This window comes from Fontibacillus phaseoli, from assembly GCF_003337355.1.
In the GTDB taxonomy this organism is placed as follows: Bacteria; Bacillota; Bacilli; order Paenibacillales; family Paenibacillaceae; genus Fontibacillus; species Fontibacillus phaseoli.
Window position 1 is genome coordinate 37,501 of the sequence record NZ_QPJW01000007.1, and the last position, 17,455, is coordinate 54,955.

19 protein-coding genes and 1 riboswitch are annotated in these 17,455 nt (G+C 51.8%); of the genes, 8 read left to right on the forward strand and 11 right to left on the reverse strand.

Features of this window, described 5'->3' with window-relative positions; all coding sequences use genetic code 11:
* Positions 1-27: 27 nt before the first annotated feature.
* Together DFP94_RS16660 and DFP94_RS16665 are read right to left on the reverse strand one after the other, a co-directional pair.
* Positions 28-666 (reverse strand): NAD(P)-dependent oxidoreductase, encoded by a 639-nt coding sequence (locus DFP94_RS16660; protein WP_114497602.1) that lies wholly within the window; start codon positions 664-666, stop codon positions 28-30.
* Positions 667-853: 187 nt separating this feature from the next.
* Complete coding sequence (locus DFP94_RS16665; protein WP_114497603.1) at positions 854-1,561, reverse strand: DUF421 domain-containing protein; 708 nt, start codon at positions 1,559-1,561, stop codon at positions 854-856.
* A gap of 225 nt (positions 1,562-1,786) precedes the next feature.
* Here DFP94_RS16665 and DFP94_RS16670 point away from each other — a divergent pair, with 225 nt between their 5' ends.
* Entirely contained in the window at positions 1,787-2,719 is a 933-nt protein-coding gene (locus tag DFP94_RS16670) for a hypothetical protein (RefSeq protein WP_114497604.1), read from the forward strand.
* A 108-nt stretch (positions 2,720-2,827) separates the two neighbouring features.
* Here the strand turns inward: DFP94_RS16670 and DFP94_RS16675 are convergent, their stop codons facing one another.
* The 5 genes from DFP94_RS16675 to DFP94_RS16695 all read right to left on the reverse strand — a co-directional run bounded on the left by DFP94_RS16675 (position 2,828) and on the right by DFP94_RS16695 (position 8,156).
* Positions 2,828-3,052 carry a YezD family protein gene (locus DFP94_RS16675; protein WP_114497605.1) on the reverse strand — a complete coding sequence of 75 codons (225 nt, stop codon included), beginning with the start codon at positions 3,050-3,052 and terminating at the stop codon, positions 2,828-2,830.
* A gap of 59 nt (positions 3,053-3,111) precedes the next feature.
* On the reverse strand, positions 3,112-3,978 hold the full coding sequence (cysW, locus tag DFP94_RS16680; RefSeq protein WP_114497606.1) for a sulfate ABC transporter permease subunit CysW: 867 nt from the start codon (positions 3,976-3,978) through the stop codon (positions 3,112-3,114).
* A 66-nt stretch (positions 3,979-4,044) separates the two neighbouring features.
* Positions 4,045-4,875, reverse strand: a complete 831-nt coding sequence (cysT, locus tag DFP94_RS16685) for a sulfate ABC transporter permease subunit CysT (RefSeq protein ID WP_114497607.1) — start codon at positions 4,873-4,875, stop codon at positions 4,045-4,047.
* Between the two features lie 80 nt (positions 4,876-4,955).
* Positions 4,956-6,011, reverse strand: a complete 1,056-nt coding sequence (locus tag DFP94_RS16690) for a sulfate ABC transporter substrate-binding protein (protein ID WP_114497608.1) — start codon at positions 6,009-6,011, stop codon at positions 4,956-4,958.
* 630 nt (positions 6,012-6,641) lie between these two features.
* Positions 6,642-8,156 carry a beta-propeller fold lactonase family protein gene (locus DFP94_RS16695; RefSeq protein WP_114497609.1) on the reverse strand — a complete coding sequence of 505 codons (1,515 nt, stop codon included), beginning with the start codon at positions 8,154-8,156 and terminating at the stop codon, positions 6,642-6,644.
* A 137-nt stretch (positions 8,157-8,293) separates the two neighbouring features.
* On the opposite strand from DFP94_RS16695, the gene DFP94_RS16700 reads away from it, so the two are divergent.
* Positions 8,294-8,797, forward strand: coding sequence for a CcdC family protein (locus DFP94_RS16700; RefSeq protein ID WP_114497610.1), 504 nt, complete (start codon positions 8,294-8,296; stop codon positions 8,795-8,797).
* Here DFP94_RS16700 and DFP94_RS16705 read toward each other — a convergent pair.
* The 3 genes from DFP94_RS16705 to DFP94_RS16715 all read right to left on the reverse strand — a co-directional run bounded on the left by DFP94_RS16705 (position 8,772) and on the right by DFP94_RS16715 (position 10,972).
* Positions 8,772-10,253 carry a sensor domain-containing diguanylate cyclase gene (locus tag DFP94_RS16705; protein WP_181873186.1) on the reverse strand — a complete coding sequence of 494 codons (1,482 nt, stop codon included), beginning with the start codon at positions 10,251-10,253 and terminating at the stop codon, positions 8,772-8,774. The two genes, DFP94_RS16700 and DFP94_RS16705, sit on opposite strands and share 26 nt — an antisense overlap.
* A gap of 211 nt (positions 10,254-10,464) precedes the next feature.
* Complete coding sequence (locus DFP94_RS16710; RefSeq protein ID WP_114497612.1) at positions 10,465-10,674, reverse strand: cold-shock protein; 210 nt, start codon at positions 10,672-10,674, stop codon at positions 10,465-10,467.
* Between the two features lie 97 nt (positions 10,675-10,771).
* Complete coding sequence (locus tag DFP94_RS16715) at positions 10,772-10,972, reverse strand: cold-shock protein (protein ID WP_009223993.1); 201 nt, start codon at positions 10,970-10,972, stop codon at positions 10,772-10,774.
* Positions 10,973-11,204: 232 nt separating this feature from the next.
* A riboswitch (TPP riboswitch) is annotated at positions 11,205-11,316 on the forward strand.
* Positions 11,317-11,470: 154 nt separating this feature from the next.
* Between DFP94_RS16715 and DFP94_RS16720 the strand changes: the two genes are divergently transcribed.
* The 4 genes from DFP94_RS16720 to DFP94_RS16735 are packed head-to-tail and all read left to right on the forward strand — an operon-like array spanning position 11,471 to position 14,442.
* Complete coding sequence (locus DFP94_RS16720) at positions 11,471-12,511, forward strand: ABC transporter substrate-binding protein (protein WP_245954903.1); 1,041 nt, start codon at positions 11,471-11,473, stop codon at positions 12,509-12,511.
* Positions 12,512-12,559: 48 nt separating this feature from the next.
* On the forward strand, positions 12,560-12,853 hold the full coding sequence (locus DFP94_RS16725) for an MTH1187 family thiamine-binding protein (protein ID WP_114497614.1): 294 nt from the start codon (positions 12,560-12,562) through the stop codon (positions 12,851-12,853).
* On the forward strand, positions 12,850-13,620 hold the full coding sequence (locus DFP94_RS16730; RefSeq protein WP_114497615.1) for an ABC transporter permease: 771 nt from the start codon (positions 12,850-12,852) through the stop codon (positions 13,618-13,620). Before DFP94_RS16725 ends, DFP94_RS16730 begins: the two co-directional genes overlap by 4 nt.
* 18 nt (positions 13,621-13,638) lie before the next feature.
* Positions 13,639-14,442 (forward strand): ABC transporter ATP-binding protein, encoded by an 804-nt coding sequence (locus tag DFP94_RS16735; protein WP_114497616.1) that lies wholly within the window; start codon positions 13,639-13,641, stop codon positions 14,440-14,442.
* A 52-nt stretch (positions 14,443-14,494) separates the two neighbouring features.
* Here the strand turns inward: DFP94_RS16735 and DFP94_RS16740 are convergent, their stop codons facing one another.
* A complete protein-coding gene (locus DFP94_RS16740; RefSeq protein WP_245954920.1) occupies positions 14,495-15,109 on the reverse strand; it encodes an HD-GYP domain-containing protein in 615 nt (204 codons plus the stop codon).
* 187 nt (positions 15,110-15,296) lie between these two features.
* On the opposite strand from DFP94_RS16740, the gene DFP94_RS16745 reads away from it, so the two are divergent.
* Positions 15,297-16,118, forward strand: a complete 822-nt coding sequence (locus DFP94_RS16745) for a TatD family hydrolase (protein ID WP_114497617.1) — start codon at positions 15,297-15,299, stop codon at positions 16,116-16,118.
* 575 nt (positions 16,119-16,693) lie between these two features.
* Entirely contained in the window at positions 16,694-17,287 is a 594-nt protein-coding gene (locus tag DFP94_RS16750) for a DUF2087 domain-containing protein (RefSeq protein WP_114497618.1), read from the forward strand.
* The last annotated feature ends 168 nt before the right edge of the window (positions 17,288-17,455 follow it).

Consider the following 17,455-nt stretch of genomic DNA (forward strand, 5'->3'; position numbering starts at 1 on the left):
AACAGTTTCTTTGACTAAATATTCCGCTTAATACGCCACCGTAAAACGGGCTTGAATAAATTGCGGATCTTCGACTTCGTCCAGCATCGCCACTGCGTAATCCTCCACCGAAATCCGGCTTTGCTCCCGTTCGTCAGTAATGAGCTGATTCATCCCGATCCTGAACATGCCGGTCCGCTTACCCGGTTCGATCACGACGGCGGGACTCAGCACTGTCCAGACGATATCCGAGTCCCGGTAAACGTTATACGCATCCTCATGAGCCCCGGCCAGCGGAAGGACCTCTTCCGGAAACTCAGGCGTTTCCATCAGCCGAATGCCCGGCGCCACTTCCAGGCCTCCGGCGCCCCCAACGGCGATCAACCGCCGGACTCCGCCCTGGCGTACGCCTTCGATCAGGGAGCGGGTCGCCTCGGACAGTTCATTCTCCGCACCGAAGCGCGGTCCATAGGCGCTAATCACGACCTCGCAGCCTTCGACCGAACCCGCTACAGTAGCCGGCATCAAAATATCTCCGGTAACCACCCGGAGCTTTTCCCTGCCGGCTACGTCACTCAGTTTATTAGTGTCGCGCACGACGGCCGTAACCTCGTGTCCCCTCCGCAGCGCTTCCTCCATAACGGCTTTTCCGATAGTTCCCGTACTTCCGAATATCGCTATTTTCATGTATAAAACTCCTTCCGATTCGGGATGAAATTCCATTCAAATAGTATGCGCCAATATAAAGTTACTCTTGCGTCCGGTCTCGCCAAAACCGATCAGCTCCGGGCAACTCTTTTATCTGGAGATCTCCTTTACTTCTATTACCCTGCCAAAGCCGGTCCTCCCCGGTTCATTTATTCCAAAATATCCCTTATTTTGAGTGTAGTTTCCGGAAAGAGCCCTGCTTATATTTTAAAATATAGAGTCCCTCCCCTTCCTTCCATTCCGCATAAGCCACATCCTCCACCCGGTTGCAAGCTTGCTGCTTCAATTTCTCCCGCAACCAGGTTTCGTTTTTTTCGATCAGTTCCAGACCTTCTGGATGTATCTCCCCATCCTCTATCAAGCAATAAGACAGATGGGCCGCCTTGGCATGAATGCCGAGATCCCGCCGCGTTACCGTTTCTTCGGCCGGCTTCTTCATCACGCTGAGCGATCCGTTAGCTTCAAATATAGCATAAGCGACCTCACGAATAAAAAACACGTCATGCTGCCTAAGCAGCATCCGCAGCTGGTCGAAATCAAGGCTGTTCTTCTTCAGTTCCTTCAGATCCACTTCTCCGTCTCTTATCAGAATGGAAGGCTTACCGTCAAGCACTCCCCTTGACCGCCGCGCATGCTGCGTTACTTTTTCGAACAAATAAGATAGCGCTCCCCATAAAAATAACGCAAACAGAAGAGGGATAAACTTGACCTCCTTCTGATACACCGTGTTCCCCACCAGTTCGCTTAGCATCAGCGAGGAAACAAAATCAAAAGGAGTCAGTTGGGAGATCTCTTTTTTACCAAGTAGACGGGTCAGCAGCCACAATCCGATAAATCCGATGACGAGCTTCAACGTAATTTGGCCAATATCCATGTCAATCCCTCCTGCTATGTAGTGACATGCCAACTATTTACCCATTTTTCATGAAGGTTGATTCCCCCCGAAAAATAGGGCGAGCTTATCCCTGATAATAACTTCGTGCTTTACTAAAGAGTCTATATTCCAATCCTTTTTATGTGAAAAAGAGAGCGTATTCCTCCAAAACGCTTGAAATGCGTCATGTACGTATGCAATAGTGGAGGGAGGAATATCGAAAGGGTGATATCGGTGTCACTGTCGGAATGGATAATCTGGCTGCAACAGCACGATTCCGTCTCCTTAACCGCCTTTCTGGCGCTTGTGCTTTTCCTTTGCTTATACGGGGGAACCGAATGGTCCAGGCTGCGTAAAGAACGCTCCCGGCTTCACCGGATCAGCACCAGCCTGGAACTATTCGCTGCCGCGGAAAGCCCGCTGATTCAAGCGGACGGACAGAGTGAACTTTCCCGGGCGGAAGAACAGTTAATGATGGACCGGCTGTTAGCCTGCCGGGCAGCGCCTTACATTAGCGCAGACGGGCTCGCACAGATTTCCGCCTATGCCGGAGACCGGGACGCCGCCCGCCTGCCGCTGCTGCTTAAAACGCTGGAACGCGAAACTGAACGTTTATGCGAAGAACGGGACAAGCTGCTTCGGCGGACAGAAAGTCCTGGATGGGGATATACGTTATGGAAACAAATACGCCCCGCCCTGCCTTTTTTGTTTGCGGCGGCGCTGCTCTATGAGATCGGCTGGCTGATGCGTCTGCTGGGCGGAGAAATACCGGTCGCGGAAGGCAGTTTCGAGGAATATTTGAATATCTGGACTCAATTTGCTTCGGCGATTTTCTCGCTGTCGCTCCTGTATCCGGCCATCTTGGGCGGGTACCGCCTTGGTACGGGATATGCGCTGCAACGGCTTTGGTCCGCGTTCATTGCGGCCCTTTTTCTTCTTCAATTGCTGGACCCCGCATTCGCCCCCTACATTCTGGCGATTCAGGTTTTGCTGTTCCTTGCCGGCTTTCGCTTCACCGGTAGCAAGCCCCGCAAATCGCGTCCGTATGTCGGACACTTCGGCAACGATCAAGACGGTCCCGGGGAAGCCGTTGACGAATGGTCCGGGCTCGCCGGGAACTCTCCCGAGCAGCCCCCGAACAGTCCGGAAGGTAAATAACCGATAGTGGCTTCACTCCGTAAGTTGAAGTCACAAGCAAAACCGCCGCCTTCCAGCATTAAAAAGAAGCCTCCGTCCCATTCATACTCGGGCGGAGGCTTCCTAAATTTATCGGGATTCGGTTTTTCGCAGAGGTTTGGCTGCATGGCGGGAGACACTGGCCGATTTTGCCGGACTTGCGGCACCCAGTTCATACCGTTTTCGTTCGGTCCGCTCAACTTGGACGATCTGCCCCTCGTGAACAACAATGTTCAACGATCCGAACTCCATTTCATTCAACAGCCCCGCAATTCGTTCCAACCAGACACCATCTACCTTCAACGGTTTTGCCATGGATGCAGCCCTCCTATTCTTATTCCTGATTCATCTTAATTCTTACCCAGGTTATTTAGTCAGCTTTGATGCTGACTCTTGCGCGTAAACCAGCTTTTCAACAACAAAGTTACAAGCGCTAGCAGAAGCAACAAGGAGGCTACTGCGAACGATGCGGAAAACTGATACTCGTTATACAGAATTTCCACATGCAGCGGCAGCGTATTGGTCTCTCCCCGGATGTGCCCGGATACGACGGAAACCGCACCGAACTCTCCCATAGCTCTGGCATTACACAAAATAATTCCGTATAGCAATCCCCATTTAATATTCGGTAGCGTCACTTTCCAGAAAATCCGGAAGCCCCGCGCCCCAAGCGTCACAGCTGCTTCTTCCTCCTGTTGCCCTTGATCCTCCATCAACGGAATCAGTTCCCGCGCAACGAACGGAAAGGTCACGAACAAGGTAGCAAGAATAATCCCCGGCAGAGCGAATATGACTTTCAGATCATGTTCCTGAAGCCAGGGGCCGAACCAGCCGTGAGCGCCATATACAAGCACGTAGATAAGGCCTCCTATGACGGGCGATACGGCAAAAGGCAAATCAATCAGCGTCACCAAAACCTGCTTGCCGCGGAAATTGAACTTCGTAATGGCCCAAGCTGCGGCAACCCCGAATATTGTATTTAACGGCACCGTGACGACGGCCACCAGCAAAGTCAGTTTCAAAGCGGACATAGCGTCGGGATCGCGAATCGCTTCTACGTAAACGCCGAGCCCTTTTTTCAGAGATTCGATAATAACAACAGCCAGCGGCAAAACGATCAGCCAAATCAATACAAGTAAAGCAGCGCCGATCAAAATCCATTTGACGGCTCCGGTCGACCGCGTCGACCGGTTTCTGGGCGTTGAAGTTTTAGTGGATGCCAATGGTACGGAACCGGCCATTTGCTAATGCCCCCTCTCTCCGGTATTCTTTCTCGTTCGGATTTCGTACAAAGCGAATCCCGTGCATTAACGCGCCGCTTTGCGAACCCTGCGCTGCAGCGAATTAATGAGCAGCATCAGAATGAACGAAATCAGCAGCAGCAGCAAGGCGACCGCCGTAGCTCCGGCGTAGTCGAACTGCTCCAGCTTCGACATGATGAGGAGCGGAGCGATCTCCGTCTTCATCGGCATGTTGCCGGAAATAAAGACGACCGATCCGTACTCTCCGATGCCGCGGGAGAAAGCAAGCGCGAAACCCGTCAACAGGGGCGGCAGCAGTTCCGGAAGGACCACGGAGCGGAACGTGCGGAACCGGCTTGCTCCCAACGTAGCCGCCGCTTCTTCCACCTCCGCATCCAGGTCTTGCAGCACCGGCTGCACCGTTCTGACGACGAACGGAATACCGATAAACATAAGGGCAAGCGTAATACCGATTGGTGAAAATGCCAGGCGGATACCAAGCGGTTCAAACAGCGAGCCAATCCAGCCGTTTTGGGAATAAATTGCCGTCAGTGACACCCCGGCTACCGCAGTGGGAAGCGCAAACGGCAGGTCGATTATGGCATCAAACAGCCTTTTTCCGGGAAAATCATATCTGACCAGAACCCAGGCCAGCAACAATCCAAGCACCGTATCAATGAGCCCGGCCGCCGCTGCGGTCAAGAAACTGATTTTGTAAGAAGCCAACACCCGAGGATCGGTGGCCACGTCCCAAAATTTCTCCCAGGTCAGTCCCGTCGAGTTCAGCAGCAGCGCGGATAACGGAATCAGCACTACAAGACTGAGGTAAAGTACACTGTAGCCCATGGTGAGCCCGAAGCCGGGCAGCACCCCGCGCTTTGAAGCGCTAGTTTGCATGAAGCCTCATCCTTTCTTCCCGCGTTCCGGCACGGGCAAGCTTTACTGTGCCGGAACGCGCCTCCGTTGGTTACGGTCGGTCATTTAGGCGTGTAAATCTGGCTAAAGATTCCTCCGTCGTTAAAATGCTTCGGCTGCGCTTCGTCCCAGCCTCCGAATACTTCGTCAATCGTGAACAATTTGATTTCCGGGAATTGATCGGCAAATTTGGTCTTTACGCTCTCCAGCGTCGGACGGTAATAATTCTCTGCCGCGATCGTTTGGCCTTCCTCGGAATACAAATACTCCAGGTAAGCTTCCGCGACTTCGCGCGTCCCGTGTTTGTCGACATTTTTATCGACAACGGCTACAGGCGGCTCCGCCAGGATACTTTCGGACGGATAGATAATATCGAATTTGTCCGGCCCTAGTTCTTTTACGGATAACCAGGCTTCGTTTTCCCATGCCAGCAGCACATCGCCGAGTCCCCGTTCTACGAACGTCGTCGTCGCTCCACGGGCCCCGCTGTCCAATACGGGCACATGCTGGAACAGCTCTTTGACAAACTCTTGCGCCTTAGCTTCATCGTTGTTGTTTTGATGCAAGGCATAGCCCCATGCCGCCAGGTAATTCCACCGGGCGCCGCCCGACGTTTGCGGATTTGGCGTAATGACTTCCACGCCGTCCTTGATCAGATCGTTCCAGTCTTTAATTCCTTTCGGATTCCCTTTCCGCACCAGAAACACGATCGTCGATGTATACGGCGAGCTGTTCAGCTCATATTTCTGCTGCCAGTCCTCCGCGATCAGTCCGGTTTCCTTAATGGCGTCGATGTCGTAACCCAGCGCCAGCGTGACCACATCGGCTTCCAAACCGTCGATGACCGCGCGCCCTTGCTTGCCGGAGCCGCCATGCGACTGTTTGATCGTCACCTTTTGACCTTTTTCCTTTTCCCAATATGCTGCGAACGCCTCATTGTATTTTTCGTATAATTCCCGTGTCGGATCGTAGGATACGTTCAGCAACTCTACGCTTTTCTTGCCCCCGTCGTTCTTCGCCCCATTCTTTGCTTCGGTGTCCGACCCGCAAGCCGCGAGCACCGCCGCCATGGTCAGAGCCAACCCGATCAGAACCCCTTTTTTCAATCTTTTGCTCATCCGTATCACTCCTATCTCTCCTCTTTTTTCATGCCGGTCAGGCTTGCTCTAACCATAAAAAAACGGAGAAACGCCCCTGCACCGGTCGGTCAGACCGAGCCGCTACCCGTGTCTGCCTTGGCAAGTAGAGCGTTCCTCCGTCCGTACGGCTAGAACTATTTTGGATTATTCCTACCTGTTTAGTATGTTATGGTGTTATTTTAAATGCCTACGGTGTGGTTGTCAAACCTTTTTGAAAAATAAATTTGTCCCCTACGTACCTCAATAAGCTCGTCCCCACCCGTAAAAATCCTTAACAGCAGCTCCAATGGATAGATCCAGTGAACTATCGGATTTAAGCCGATCAGGAGAGGTTCGTTGAATTTATCCAATAAAGCCCAAGCCCTAAACCTTAAGATACCTAAGCGGTCCCCTCTCAGCTTGGATCGACACCCTTCATTGGAAAAAGTCCAACAAGACGGCCGCCATTCGTCCATTTCGGCCTGATACCTTGGGTTTGGGTTGGATTTTATCCAGCGAGCGAACAAGGGACTAACAGAATAAGGAGCACAGGCATGGAATTAAAAACGGACAACAAAAAAAACGCGGAGCCCAAGGCCCCGCGGTAATGTCCTGCTAAAAAATTCCGATTTACTTCGCAATCCGCACCGGTTCTACACAGGACGGCTGCTTGACGGTCAGCTCCTGGCCGGTTTCCGTCAGGCTCCCGTTAGCGTCATCCCTGCGGAAAACAACCACATTGTCGCTATTCTGATTGGCAACGATCACGTAGTCTTCCAAGACGGCGAAATTTCGCGGCCAACTCCCGCCGGTCCCCGTCCATTCCGGCTCGCTAAGCGTTCCGGCAGCGGTATCGACCGCAAACCGGACAATGCTGTCATGTCCGCGGTTGGAACCGTACAAGCAGCGGCCATCCGCAGAAAGATGTATATCCGCAGGATAGCTCTCCCCTGTAAAATCTTCAGGGATCGTCGCAATATGCTGCAGGATTTCCAGATGGCCCTGTACAGGATTATAAGAATAAACCGTAATTGTGTTGTTCAATTCGTTAATCCCATATGCGTGATATCCGCCCGGGTGAAAAACGAAATGTCGCGGTCCGGCCCCCGGCGGCAGTTTAACTTCACCTTGAGTCGTCAGTTTGCCTTCTTCCACCCGGTAATAGACGATCTGGTCGAGCCCGAGATCGGACACATAAACATAATCCCCGGCCTCGTTTGGAACTACGCTGTGCGCATGCGCGGCTTCCTGCCGGTCCTGGCGGAATCCCTGCCCGACATGCTGCACGAGGGCGGTCAATTCGCCGAGCGCCCCTTGTTCGTCGAGCGCAAAGCGGTCCACATGGCCGCTGGAATAATTGGCGGCGAGCAGGCTCCCATCGCGGGAGATCGACAGATGGCAGGGATCGGCGCCTTTGGTCGGAACGGCATTCAGCTTCGTTAGCCCCCCGTTGCCGGAGTCCACCGCAAAACTGGCGACCGCCCCTCGCTCCTGTTCGCTCACCGCGTACAGCCGGGAGGCGTCGCCATTCAAAACGAGGAAGGACGGATTTTGGATACCCTGTGTACTATCGACCAAGCGAAGTTCCCCCGTCTCGCGGTTCAACCCGCAGAGGTGAATCCCGGCCTCCTCCTCCGATGCATAGGTGCCTACATAAAACAGCATTTCATCTTTAGCGCTCAATACACTCATTTCCTGCTCCTCCCCATCCGTCCGGCCGTCTTCCGAATCGCATTTCCGGAGCAGACGATGCACGGCGGATAATGTAATTTCATTGAAATAAGATTCAAGCCGCTCTTCACCGCCGTTAAAAATAAGCTCCATCACGGGATGGATATTGGATGAAACCAGGCAGGACGATTGCTCGCTGCCCGAGCACCATCCGCGGTGCAGCGAACCGCGGGCAAAAAGCCGGTACAGATCTCCCAAAGTAACCTCATCCATCTGAACGTTCAAGTGGTAACCGCCGCCTACGCCTTCTTTTGTCGCCACATAGCCCTGCTTGCGAAGCAGGCTGAGCACCTTTCGGACGCGCGCCGGGTGGGTCGATACACTGCAGGCGATTTGTTCGCTGTTTGCCGTCTTTTCCTCGCGGGTGTACAGGAACAGCAGGCAGTGTGTGGCGATGTTAAAGTCGCTATTCATTTACTTTCCCCCTTGAGTGGCGTAATTGAAACAGCCTACTGTACAGAAGCCTTGAATTTTTGGCAAACATAAGGATATGGTATAATATTGTCGCTCGTCTTTTAGATATATTGAGCAATGAAAGGATATCCCTTATTATGAATAATCTGATTAACTCTTCTTATATCCAATGGGTCGTAACTATCGGTGCCGCCCTGATGGCGGTCTCCGTGCTCATTATCCGGTTGAAGGCCAGCCGCAAGCCCGTAACGATCAAGAAAATCATCATCCCGCCGCTAGGCATGTCCACGGGATTCGCCATGTTCTTTGCACCGGAAATGCACATTCCCCTTAGCTGGGCACTGATTGCTTTCGTGGTGGGGGCGCTGTTGTTCTCCTATCCGTTAATCCGGACCACGCATTTCGAAATCGTCGGCGACGAAGTGTTTGCCAAGCGTTCCCCCGGCTTCGCCTACATCCTGATCGGGCTTCTGGTTATTCGGCTGGCACTTCACGAAGTGGTGGAGCAATACATTTCCGTCCTGCAAACGGGCTCGGTGTTCTTCCTGCTTGCCTTCGGCATGATCCTCCGCTGGAGAATGTATATGCTAAAAGAATACCGCGCGATCACCGGCCTTACCGATCCGCCGGCTCAAGCCTAAGCTCCGGCTGCTGGTGCTCACGGGTCCATCCTTTTACGACGCAACGGTTGCGCCCCCCGTTTTTCGCTTCATACAGGCACTTATCGGCCAAAGAGATAAATCCGTCTTCGTTGATCTTGTGAAATGGCGGGACACAAAACCCGCCGATACTCACGGTCACTTCCCGAGTGGCCGATGAACCGGCATGGGGGATCCTTAAGTTTTCCACCGCCAACCTGATCCCTTCCGCTACGTCATAGGTGCCGCGGGCATCCAGCCCGGTCAGCAGAACGGCAAACTCTTCTCCCCCGTACCTTGCCGCAAAACCAAAAAACGGCTTAACTTCCGCAGAAATGGTTTTAGCAATCGTTTTTAACACCTGATCGCCGCCCAAATGCCCATAATAATCGTTATATGCTTTAAAGGAGTCCACATCCAGAATCAATAGCGAGAGCGGAGTCTGCCTCTCTTCCGGAGCAACCAATTCCCAGCTCATGATTTCGTTCAGCCGTCTGCGGTTCGGGATCTCTGTCAGCCCGTCAAGGCTGGACAAGCGGACAAGTTCCTCATTAGCCCTTTCAAGCTGTTTGCCGGATTCCAGGAGTTGTTTATGCTGGTCCGAGAGCCGGATAAACAGCCGGTTCACCTCGTTAACCACCGAGCATAGCACCACCGTTGCGGCGATGACCGAATTGATTCTGGCCAGATACCAGCCCAGACTGTAACGATTTCCCGCAAACAGCGTGAGGAGAATATCGAACAACAAGGCAAGCAAGGCAATGGAAATCCAAAGATGAAGTACGCCGCGGGCCCGGAAGCGAACCGCAACTATCAGAAGCGCGATCAGATTAATGACCCCTACGGCTGGGCCGGCACCGGAAACCAACACATTCCAGTACCCTTCCGATTCGACGAGCACCGGAAAAAAATGGCTCCACGAAGTTGACAATTTGAACAATAAAAATACGACCATAAAAGTAAGTACTAAGCTCAATGCCGCGTACACTGAAATTTCGTTTTTGGATGAAAACGGTTTCGGGAACCGTTTCCCTACGTATAAATATAACAAAATTCCGGCGGGAAATCCCCCATGCCAATAAATCCATAGCCAGGCCGCCGTCTGATTGTCGGCCCCAAGCATTCCTTCCTCCGAGAATACCCCCGGAAAAGACAGGATATGCAATACGGTAATTAATCCCGTAAACAAATAAGTGCAGGACATCACAAGGAGTGACGGAACCCCGGAAGCACGAAATTGGTTAAACAAAATAAAGGCGGTCAACAGATCGCCAAAAATAAACCAGGAGATGAAGATCGGCAGAAAAGGCCCGAAGGCAGGAAGGGTTTTCATTCCGAACGGAATCGCCGCCACGGATATCAGTACTATAAGCAGGGCGAGCAGCAGAGCAAATCTCCTCTGGCTCTTGCTGGAGGGGATTTCGAGAATCTGGGATCCCACCTTGAAGTTACTATGCATGGGGATCACCCTCCTGATTGTTTGCGGTAGCATCGTTGTCCATAATATTTCAAAGATATTAGATTTCACATTTTGATGCAATCCTTTTCTCCAAGTTAATTCAAGACGTCCTGAGCAACATACACTTTTCGAAATCAAAAAAAGCTGCCCGAAGTGCTGAATGCAGCACAAAGGCAGCTTTACTATTTATTCCAAGACCGGGCCGGATCGGTTAGCGATCCGCTTTCATGGAGTTGGTGTTTATGAGTTGCGGAAGCATCTTTGTTTCCTTTACCATTTCAGAGGAACACAGCGGACATACCGGAACGTAATCAAACGCAAAGTTATCCCTCATCCATCCGTTGCAATCCTCGCTCATGCAAGACCATACCGGCGTGTTCTCCTCAGGAATTTCTTCTATCGTTTTTTTGCGGTAGTTCATGATTACCTCCTATAGTGTTCTTTTGCTCAGGCAAACCGTATTCATAAAAAAACAAAAACTGCCCTTAACGCACGCGTTAAGAGCAGTTATGCCTGCATTACAGTTTTACGACGTTCTCGGCTTGCGGTCCGCGGTTGCCTTGAACAACGTTGAATTGTACACGTTGGCCTTCGTCAAGCGTTTTGAAGCCTTCGCCTGTGATTGCGCTGAAATGAACGAATACGTCATTTCCGCCTTCAACTTCGATAAAGCCGAAGCCTTTCTCAGCGTTGAACCATTTTACTGTTCCTGTTTCCATGAAAGATTACCTCCTGTTTAAAGATTAACATGATCCTTTTTTACATAAAAAAATTCACATATTGAAAAAAGTTCATTTTTAGAAATTGACACTCTTTTCAATATCTGAATATCACTTCTTAAAACTTCAATTGTTTTCATTATACTCTGCTGGGAAATAAAAAGCAAATCAAAACCGACGCTTGCTGGACAGAAACTTAATGCCGCACTATAATGACTAGTGTAATCCGCAGTTTATAGTTCAGGGGAGCTGGAAATCGGCCGGCTGAGATTGTGTCCCGCAAGACACTGACCCTTTAACCTGATCTGGGTAATGCCAGCGTAGGAAGAATGTTTAGCATGGACATATTTTTTCAATGCCATGAACCTACGCGTCCCGATCCGGGGCGCTTTTTTTGTATCCTCATCCCCCGGGACGCTGTCACCATTCAGAATCACTCCAGGACATGAACGAACAAGAAACTGCGGAAATTCACCATCCGAAAAGGAGAGAATTACTGTGAAGCAACCAAAATGGACACTGCTCTTGTTGTGCGGACTGCTCTTGACGACCCTCACGGCCTGCGGCCAAAACGACAACAAAGCAAACAACTCGGCCGGGAACAAATCCGCAGCCTCCGGCAAAGAAACGACCGCCGCTTTAAAGGACGTAAAAGTCGTCCTTGACTGGAGTCCCAACACAAACCACACCGGACTTTATGCGGCCAAGGAGCAGGGGTTCTACAAAGAGGAAGGCCTGAATGTCGATATCGTCCTCCCGGGATCCGGCGGTGCGGACGCCATGGTCGCCTCGGGTGAAGTTCCTTTCGGTGTCAGCTATCAGGAGAGCGTGACCCAAGGCCGAACCCAGGGCGTTCCGCTCGTATCGATTGCCGCAGTGATCCAGCATAACACGTCCGGCTTTGCGGCTCCGGTAGACCGGAGCATCAAATCCCCTAAGGATTATGAGGGCAAAACTTACGGCGGCTGGGGCTCACCTGTGGAGGAAGCAATCCTGAAGTCGGTGATGGACCTGTCCGGAGCCGATGTAAGCAAAGTGAAATTCATTAACATGGGTGAAGCCGACTATTTCACGGCGGTTAAACGGGATATCGATTTCGCCTGGATTTTTTACGCCTGGACGGGTATTGAAGCTGAATTGCGCGGCGAACCGCTGGACATGCAATATGTTAAAGATTATTCGGACAAACTGGATTATTATACCCCGGTCCTTGTGACGAATGAAAAAACGATCGAAAGCGACCCTGAGCTGGTTAAAGCCTTTTTGCGTGCCACGTCGAAAGGTTATCAGTATGCCATTGACCATCCGGAAGAATCGGCGGATATCCTGCTGAAGGCCGTTCCCGAGCTGGACAAGGAATTGGTCGTGGCCAGCCAAAAATGGCTGAGCCCGAAATATCAGGACGATGCCGCACGCTGGGGCGAGCAAAAACGCGAAGTCTGGCAAAATTATTCGGATTGGATGCATGAACGCAAGCTGATCGAGTCACCGCTCGACACCGACAGAGCCTTTACGAATGATTTTTTGCCTGAGCAATAAGGAAGCCGTGCCACTTCAAATCAAAATTTGAGAGGATGAACTACGATCATGCCAAACGCACTCTTGAGCATTCAGATTATTCCGAAAACGCCGAACGGCGAAGACGTAATCCCTTATGTCGACCGTGCCATCGAGGTTATTCAGGCATCCGGGGTCAAGTACCAGGTCAATCCGCTGGAAACGACGATGGAAGGCGATCTGGAGGAACTGCTGGCCATCGTCAAACAGATGAACGAAGCGGTGATGGAATTCGGCAGCACGGGGATCATCTCGCAAATCAAAATTTCGTACAATCCAAAGGGCGTCAGCATGGACAAGCTGATCGAGAAATATCGTCCATGAAACTCCGCCAGCTTTGGAACAGCATATGGCCGCCCTTAGTGGCGGTCATCCTGTTTCTGATCCTTTGGCAAGCAGCGACCTCGCTTTTTCATATTGAAAAGTGGATCCTCCCCAGCCCCGCCGATATCGCCAAAGAAGCATCGACCGGCGCCGCCGGTCTTTGGAGACACACCCTGGCAACACTGCGGCTCTTACTGCTGGGATTCGCTATCGGCACGGCGGTCGGCCTGCTCATGGCCTTTGCGCTGCATGTTGTCCCGTTCCTGAAATCATCGCTCTATCCTTTAATTATTCTTAGCCAAAACGTGCCTACGATCGCGCTCGCTCCCTTGCTCATGATCTGGTTTGGGTTCGGCATTCTTCCGAAGATCATCGTGATCACGCTCGTCTGCTTTTTCCCGGTAGCCGTCGCGGCGATGGACGGGCTAAGCCGGGCCGACCGCGTCATGCTGGATTACATGAGAATGGCCGGGGCCTCCAAGGGCCAGATCTTCACCAAGTTGGAGATTCCGCACGCCCTTCCCTCCATTCTGTCGGGGATCAAAATTGCGGCCACCTATAGCGTCATGGGTGCAGTCATCGCCGAATGGATCGGGGCCGACAAAGGCATCGGCTACTACATGATGCTGCAGAAGTCGTCTTTTCGCACGGACAAAATCTTTCTCGCCATTGCCATCATCGTCGCCATTAGCCTGGCTATGTTCGGACTAATCGCCTTGCTGGAAAAATGGCTGATTCGTTACAAACCGGCGAAGGACGACAAATAGAAGGGAGGCATCGCCATCATGCTTACGGAAAAATCTCATCTCGCCTCCCCAGAGGCATTGGAAATTCGGGATATTAGCTTGACCTTCCGTGAACGACGCCAGCATCTACCGGTGCTGAACGACATTTCGTTATCGCTCCCCGCCGGTAAATTCATTTCTATTATCGGCCCTTCCGGCTGCGGCAAAAGCACGCTTTTCCACGTCATCGGAGGTCTGTTGAAGCCGGATCGGGGAAACATCCTTATGGGAGGACAGAACGTAACCGGACAGCGCGGGCTCATCAGCTACGTACCGCAAAAGCCGGCCCTGTTCCCCTGGCGGAATACGCTGGACAATGTGCTCCTTGCCCGTGAACTAACAGGCGGAGCAAACGAGGCTGCGCACGAAGAAGCGCGCGCATGGATGAATCGTGCCGGGCTGGGCGGCTTTGAAAAAGCTTACCCGCACATGCTGTCTGGAGGCATGCAACAACGGGCCTCCTTCCTCCGCGGACTTCTCGCCCCGCAGGAAGTGATCTGTCTCGATGAACCGTTCAGCTCTCTGGACGAATTGACGCGAAGCGACATGCAGCGCTGGCTGCTCGATCTTTGGGAAGACAGCCGCCGTTCGGTGATCCTCATTACGCACAGTGTCGATGAAGCGCTGATTCTGTCCGATACGATCTATTTGTTATCGGGCCGCCCGGCTGCCGTGCTGCACCGGGTGGATGTGCCGTTTACCCGTCCCCGGCGGGAAGACCTGACGGAGGATCCCGGCTTCTTGGAACTTAAACGTGAAATCGGAGCACGTATGAAAGAAGAACAACGTAAAAAGCCAATCTGACAGGCGGCTCTTCCGCCTGTCAGATTGGCTTCTTAACTAAGGCTCGCGTTATTTACAATGAATAAATATCCAGCGTCTGTTCCGGCAGTATCATCATGGCATGAACGATTTCGGGATCAAACTGAGTGCCTGCATGCCGGATCAGTTCCAGCCTGGCCTCGTACAATTTGATTCTCCGGCGGTAAATTTTGTTCGACGTCATCGAGTCAAAGGCATCGATGACAGCACAAATACGGGCTCCCAACGGAATTTTCTCCTCGCTTAGCCCCTCCGGATATCCCCTGCCGTCCCACCGCTCATGATGATATCTTACAATATCGACAATTTCCTGTCCGAATCCCGGATTGCTCTCCGCCATCCGGGCTCCGATGACCGCATGGTGCTTGAGCTCCTCCCATTGGTCATTCGTCAAAGGATTACGCTGAGTGATAAGCTCCCGCGGAATAAGTGTTTTGCCGATATCATGCAAAAAACAGCCCCTGACCAATTGCTCGGTTTGCTGCTCCGGCAATCCCAGCGGTATCGCTATCTTCTCGGCCAGCATGGCTACTCTGGAACAGTGGTAATAAATTTCCGGATGTACTTCCCTCAACGCCAGAAGCCATTGCCCGGCATCCGGATCCTGGTCCAGTTTCAGTTGTCCTATTTCAATACTTGAAGCAACCACCGGTCCCGCCCCCTAGTGCCTATTTCTGTATATTTCGAAAAACGCAAAAAATGGTAGTTTTGTAATGGAACACTTTAACATTATAGGTCAAAAGTTATGAATATGCATAGGGATTTTTGACGAATTTTGGTGAATTTAAAGATATCTTTAAGGAAATATACCCAAGCAGAAGGAGTGAAACCGCCTTATGAATCACCATACCAACTCTGATTCGGATTCCGTTTTCCCTTTGATTGACGCTCATATCCATCTCGATCATTACGAGGAAGAAGACAGACGGCAGCTCCTGCAGGATGCAGCCGGATATGGATTAAAGGCATTGATCGGCGTATCGATGAATCTGGCTTCGTCTCAAATCAATCTGGCATTGGCCTCCCAGTATCCGGGTCTCGTTATTCCGGCATTCGGCTACCATCCCGAACAACCCGTGCCTTCTCAGGAGGAAACGCTCGCGCTGCTGGATTGGATGAAATTGCAAGCTTCCCGCATGGCTGCCGTAGGGGAAATCGGGCTGCCTTATTACACCCGGCTAGAGGCCGAGAATCAGGGCAGGCCCTTCGACCTTGAGCCTTACATCGCCCTGCTGGATCAGCTTCTGGAGCTTGCGAAGCACCTTGCCAAACCCGTTGTGCTTCATGCCGTCTATGAAGACGCAGATCTGGTTTGCGATCTCCTGGAACGCCATGGAATACGGCAGGCGCATTTCCACTGGTTCAAAGGTTCGGAACATACCGTGCGCCGTATGGCAGAGCGCGGTTACTACGTCTCCTTCACGCCGGACCTACTCTACGAGCCGGAAATCATGGAACTGGCGCGGAACTATCCCGCTGACCTCGTCATGGCAGAAACCGACGGCCCGTGGCCATTTGAAGGCCCATTTGCCGGACAGGCTACCCATCCGGCCATGGTTCGTGACGTCGCGGCGGCATGGTCCCGGCTGCACGGGGTAAGCCATGAGGAAGGATGCCATATCCTGTTTAACAACGCCCGGCGATTCTACGGCCTATAACGGGCGTGCGGCCCTGCTACAGGGGGGCAGCCTGCGGGTTTTGCGGCCGCAGTTCCTTTCCGGTTTTGCGGATTCGAGTCCCCGGTCACTGACTGCGAACTGCGGGTGCCCGCCGCTAGCCACGAACTGAACTTCGTAGTGCCGGTTGAGGCCAACCGAATTGCGGATGGCGGTTGCCGAATTTTCGCTACAAGTTAGACTATGGGCTACGGGCGGCGGGCCCCTCGCCGGTTCTAACGGACACAGCGGACCTTAACGGCTCAAAATCATGGAGAAAAATCGGCTAACGGACATGAGAGACGTTATTCATCGTACTGTGACATTATTATTCGGAATTCTGCCTAATTAAGGTCTCTGGTGTCTGTTAGCTTTTAAAAAAGCAAAATCGGGGGGGATTAACGCCTCCCATGTCCGTTAGAGCCCCGCGCATCGGGTCGTCTAGGGCGCTAATTTAGCAGTGAAGCCGGCTTGTCGCCTCGTTAACAGGCCCTATTGACAATGGACTTCTCAAATGTAATAATTTGATCATTATCTAATTAGCTTAACGTGAAATCATTTTGCCAGGAGGATGCTTCATGCAGCTAGACCGTATAGTCCAGTTTCATAAAACGATTGGCGACGTCACCCGCATCCGGATCATCGCTTTGCTGAAGAACGGGCCGCTTCATGGGCAAGCACTGGCCGGAAAATTGGGCGTCTCGCCTCCCACCATCACCCATCATATGACCAAATTGCGTGAAGCCGACCTGATTTTTGAACGCCGGGACAAGAACACGATCTATTTCTATTTAAATGAAAAAAGCCTTTCCCTACAGGCTCAGGCTATAATGAACATCGGAACGAACGGCGACTCCGAATCTGGGGGCGATAGTTATGCTGCAAATGAGAAGACCTTGGAGAAGATGGCTATCGTCCGCAACTTTTTCACCAAAGACGGGCTGCTGAAGCATTTGCCTGCGCAGCTCAAGAAAAAGCGGTTTGTCCTCGAGCATCTCGTGCAAGGTTTGGAGCCGCATAAGAAATACACCGAAAAAGAAATCAACGAGTACATTAAAAAATATCACGAAGACTTTGCTACGATCCGCCGGGAGTTTATTATGCATCATTATATGTACCGGGAAAACGGGATCTACGAACTGAATCCGCCGGAACTATGGGGGCGGTCTTGATCGCCCATGATGTGTTGACGTAAAGGAAACAGGGAATCCGGCATTAAGCCTGGTTCCCTCTTTTTTGGATACCATTTCCCATCCCGGGATGATGCCGTCATTTTTTTCTCAAGGTTGTCTTCATCATCTCGTTCATACTCCATATGTACTTTATTATTTACAACAAAA